The following is a 4420-nucleotide window of genomic DNA, read 5'->3' on the forward strand; positions in this document are numbered from 1 at the left end:
TGCGGAGTGTCAGTCGCTGAATTAGTTGACTGATCCACCGCTTTCGCGAGCAAGCCCGCTCCCACACAAACCCGCTCCCACACTGGTTTTTGGTGTGTCTGCAAAATCCAGTTCTTTGCATTTTTTTCACACCCCATCCGGATAATCCTCAGCCTCTTGCGCGCGGGCTTCCTGATCCTGTGCTATCACCTAACGCTGACTTTCCGGAATAAGCGCCCCATGGCCGTCACCCTGCCCAGCAGTACCTCCAAGCCGCGTTCGCGTTTCGCCCTGCGCTGGTATTCCTGGCTGCTATTGGCCGGCGTGATTTCCTACGGCGTGGCCTGGGCCATGCACTGGGACGATCGCGGTGTGCTGTGGGTGCTGGAGCGCTTCGAAACCTCCGCCGAACGCCAACAGAGCGTGTGGCTGCCGGACTATCACGCGGTGATCGATGGCAAGCTGTTGCCGGGGATGGAGAAGGATGAGGCTTCGGACGTCTCCTACAATCCGCAGAGCAAAACCCTGTTTTCCGTCATGGGCAAAAACCCGTTTCTGGTCGAGTTGAGCCTGCAAGGCGACGTGCTGCGCAAAATGCCGTTGAACGGCTGGAGCAACCCGGAAGGCGTGACCGTCCTGGAAAACGGCCTGATGGCCGTGGTCGATGAGCGCGAGCACAGCCTGACCATCGTCAAGCTCGATGCCAGCACCACCCAGTTGAACAAGGCCGACTTCCCCAGCTATGACCTGGGCCCGTCGAAAAACCAGAACAAAGCCTTTGAAGGCATCACCTGGGACAAGCGCAACCAACAGATCGTGCTCGGCGAAGAACGCCCACCGGCGCTGTTTACCTGGAAAAGCGACGGCAGCCAGACCCTGGCAGGCGACAAGCAAAAGCTGACCAGCACCGAACTGGACATGCGCAACCTGTCGGCCCTGGCGGTGGACCCGCGCACCGGGCACCTGCTGGTGCTGTCGGCCGATTCCCATCTGCTGCTGGAGCTGGATGAAAAGGGCGAGCAAGTCAGCTTCATGACCCTGTTGGGTGGTTTCAACGGGCTCAAGGACACCATTCCAAGGGCGGAAGGCGTGACGATGGACGAAGACGGCAACCTGTACATGGTCAGCGAGCCGAATCTGTTCTATCGCTTCGAAAAGCAGAAATAGCACACCGGTTACGTCGGATAGTTCTCTAAGAACGGCGTTCGCCAGACAACAGGGCGCGTTTAAGTTTAAATTCAGACGGGCGTGATATTCATGCGCCACTTTTGACTTTGAGCCCGCCCGATGCGCCGACTTGTCCGCCCCAAACCTATTCTTTTCATGCTTGTGCTGATCGCCTTGGTCAGCGCCGGGGTGGTTGCGCAACATTTTCGCCTGTTCGAGCGCGCCTGGTTCAACCTCCAGGCGTGGCGCCAGCCTGTCGGCGCGGCCTCCATCGGCCTGGCCGATTACCGCGTAGTCCTTGAGGCCCAGGTCATCGAAGGCCTCGACAGCGACGTGTCGGCCCTGACCTTCGACCCGGTGCGCAAAAGCCTGTTTACCGTCACCAATAAAAACCCCGAGCTGATCGAGCTGTCGCTGGACGGCAAGATCCTGCGGCGCATTGCCCTGGTGGGCTTTGGCGATGCCGAGGCGGTCGAGTTCATCAGCGAAGGCATTTATGTCATCAGCGATGAGCGCCAGCAGCGGTTGATTAAGGTGCACGTGGACGACGACACCCAATTCCTCGATGCGGCGGATGCGGAACAGATGACCCTGGGCCTGCATGTCGGCAGCAACAAGGGCTTTGAAGGCCTGGCCTACGACTCGGTGGGCAAGCGCCTGTTCGTGGCCAAGGAGCGCGACCCGATGCTGATCTACGAGATCCACGGGTTTCCCCACTTCAAACCGGAAAAAACCTACTCGGTGCACGTGGTCAACAACCCCAAGCGTGATGCCGGGTTGTTTGTGCGTGACCTGTCGAGCCTGCAATACGATGAGCGCAGCGGCCATCTGCTGGCGCTGTCGGATGAGTCGTTCCTGGTGCTGGAACTGGATATCGACGGTCGCCCGTTGAGCAGTTTGTCGCTGCTCAACGGGCGCCATGGCCTGAAAAAACGCGTGCCGCAGGCCGAAGGGATCGCCATGGACGATGACGGTACGCTGTACCTGACCAGTGAGCCGAACCTGTTCTACGTGTTCAAGAAGCCCTGATCAGAACATCCATTGCACCCCCAGCGAATAGCCGGTCTGGCTGCCCTCGCTGTGACCCAGGCGGCCGTTGACCTCGGCAAATACACCCAGCTGCGGGGTGATCGCCAATTGGCTGCCGACTTGCGCGCGACCAAAGCTCTTGTCCGCTGAGCCCAGCTTGGCCGTGCGTGCCTGGTCGTCGGCGCGGGCGGTCAGTTGCAGGTCGTCCAGGCGGCCGTCGCCCAGTTCCTTGACCCAGGCGATGTCGCCGTAAGGCATCAGGTTGAGGCCGTATGGCAGGGCGACAGCGCCGCGCACACGCCAGCCGAGGCTGGCTTCCAGGGAATCGAAGGACTGTTCTTCGTACGTCAGGGCCGTGCGCAGGTCCTGCTTTTCGCGGAATTTATCGATACGCGAGTGGCTGTAGTCCAGGCCGGCGAAAGGCCCGCTCTTGATGGCGCCGAAGTCAAAGTCGTAACCGCCGAGCACGCGTGCGCCCAGGGTCAGGGCGTCGGTGCTGCCGGTCAATTGCTGGTTGAGCAGGATCGGTCCGCCATTCGCCTGGATCAGCAGGTTGCGCTTGGACTCGAAGCGGCTGTGGCCGATGCTCAGGTCGCCGGCCAGCCAGCTCGGCCCGCCATCGTTGAGCAGGGCGTAGGCCGCGGCTTGCCAGGTGTCGCTGTCCAGCTTGCCGCGATGCTCAAGCTTATCGCGGCCGTTGAGGTAGCTGAGGCTGGCGCCGATGTTCAGGCTCGGGGTCAGCTGATAGTCGCCCAGCGCATGCAGGCCCACGCGTCGCGCTTCGGGGTTGGGGGCCGTGTCGAAGCCGCTGTCCGGGTTGTATTCGCCGTCCACGCCGATCTCGCCATCAAAGCTGCCCACCTCGCGGCTGGCCGACTGCAAGGTCAGCCAGCGCCGGTCATGCAGGCGCACCATGGCCTGGTGCTGGCGCTGCAGGTTGTCCTGCATATTGCGCGCGACGGCGCCGCCTGAGGCGGTGGAGGCCATCAGGTCGGCGTTGGTCAATTCCAGCACGAGGCGGCTGAGCAAGCGCGAATAGTCGCGCAGGCGCTGGTCGATGCGCGCCTGGCCGAAGGCGTCGGTGAGCACGGCCTTGTTGTCTTCGGCGGGGTCGTGCCAGGTCGAGCCACCGGGGATCTTCGGGTTGTTGGTCTGGGTGTAGCCGTCGAGGTCGCCCAGTTCCCAGTTGGTGGCCTCTATATAAAGGATCGGGATGTTCAGCGGCTCGAAGGGCTCGCCATCGCTGCAGCAGCCGGTGCCTTTGGGGTATTGCGGGTCCAGGCCTGGGTTGGTGAACAGCGGGATGTTCAACTCCTTGGCGATCTGGAAGGTGTGCTCGCGCAACGACGCCAAGGCCGGGTTGGCCGTGCTGTTCTGGCCGGCGTGGGCGTACATCATGTCGCCGGTTATCAGGCTGTCGAGGTTAATCATCGCCAGCATGTTCGCGCGCTGGCTGGCGCTCAGCGAGGCAACGAAGGCCTTGGAACCGCGCAGGCCTTCCTCTTCGGCGCCGAAACCGACGATCTGCAAGCCGTTTTCCAGTTGCAGGCCGCCGAGGTTCTTCGCCACTTCCGTCAGCACGCTGGCGCCGGAGCCGTTGTCGTCGAGGCCTTGCAGGGTCGGGCGGCCGAAGAAGGTGTCGAAGTGCGCGCCAATCACCACGTACTGCGGTTTGCTGCCGGCGGCGTAGGCCACCACGTTTTGCGACGCGCGACTGCCGTTGTTCCAGGTGAAGTCTTGGCGACTGATGCTGTAGGCCGTGCCCATCTGGCTCTGCATCCAATCGGCGGCCCCGGCGAAGTTGGCCGTGCCGCGATAACGGCCGGGGTAGTCGTTGATGAGTTTTTCCAGGGTGGTGTTGGCGTGTTCGCCGTAGTCGTAGGCCAGCAGGTGAGTCGGCAACAGGGCGCAGGCCGCGCTGATAGCAAGGGCTAGGGGCTTTATCACAAGGTCTTCCTTGAGGTGATGGGGATGTTCAAGCCGAGACCCTTTGCACAATGTGCGCCTCATTCCCTGGGCGATTGTGAATTGGCGCATTGTTAAACGGGCGAGTCGCCTGGCTGTAATTTGTAACGGATTTGATACCAGCGGCGGTGTTGAGTGTCGTGACTTGGCGCACGATTTTGGCGAGGGGTGCTGCGAAAGGTAGCGTTTTTGTTACATGGATATCCAGGTCAGCACGAATTAACTGTGGGAGCGGGCTTGCTCGCGAATGCGGTGTGTCAGTCAACTGATCTGGCGACCT

The 4420-nt window shown here is 61.5% G+C and carries 4 protein-coding genes; 2 read left to right on the forward strand and 2 right to left on the reverse strand.

All coding sequences use genetic code 11. The annotated features are described in order from the left end of the window. The first annotated feature begins 219 nt into the window (after nt 1-219). Nucleotides 220-1146, forward strand: coding sequence for an SdiA-regulated domain-containing protein (locus NUV89_RS27940; RefSeq protein WP_257783860.1), 927 nt, complete (start codon nt 220-222; stop codon nt 1144-1146). A gap of 120 nt (nt 1147-1266) precedes the next feature. After that, nucleotides 1267-2175, forward strand: a complete 909-nt coding sequence (locus NUV89_RS27945) for an SdiA-regulated domain-containing protein (protein ID WP_257783861.1) — start codon at nt 1267-1269, stop codon at nt 2173-2175. Here the strand turns inward: NUV89_RS27945 and NUV89_RS27950 are convergent, their stop codons facing one another. Together NUV89_RS27950 and NUV89_RS27955 are read right to left on the reverse strand one after the other, a co-directional pair. Beyond that, a complete protein-coding gene (locus NUV89_RS27950; protein ID WP_257783862.1) occupies nt 2176-4122 on the reverse strand; it encodes an autotransporter domain-containing protein in 1947 nt (648 codons plus the stop codon). A 28-nt stretch (nt 4123-4150) separates the two neighbouring features. After that, nucleotides 4151-4420: hypothetical protein (locus NUV89_RS27955; protein ID WP_257783863.1), on the reverse strand; the 270-nt coding region annotated here is incomplete at its 5' end.

The organism is Pseudomonas sp. 18.1.10, from assembly GCF_024655625.1.
Taxonomy (GTDB): Bacteria; Pseudomonadota; Gammaproteobacteria; order Pseudomonadales; family Pseudomonadaceae; genus Aquipseudomonas.

Excerpts from the sequence above, each read along its gene's own strand:
- NUV89_RS27945 (WP_257783861.1), top strand. The coding sequence starts at position 1,267 with ATGCGCCGACTTGTCCGCCCCAAACCTATTCTTTTCATGCTTGTGCTG.
- NUV89_RS27940 (WP_257783860.1), top strand. The coding sequence starts at position 220 with ATGGCCGTCACCCTGCCCAGCAGTACCTCCAAGCCGCGTTCGCGTTTC.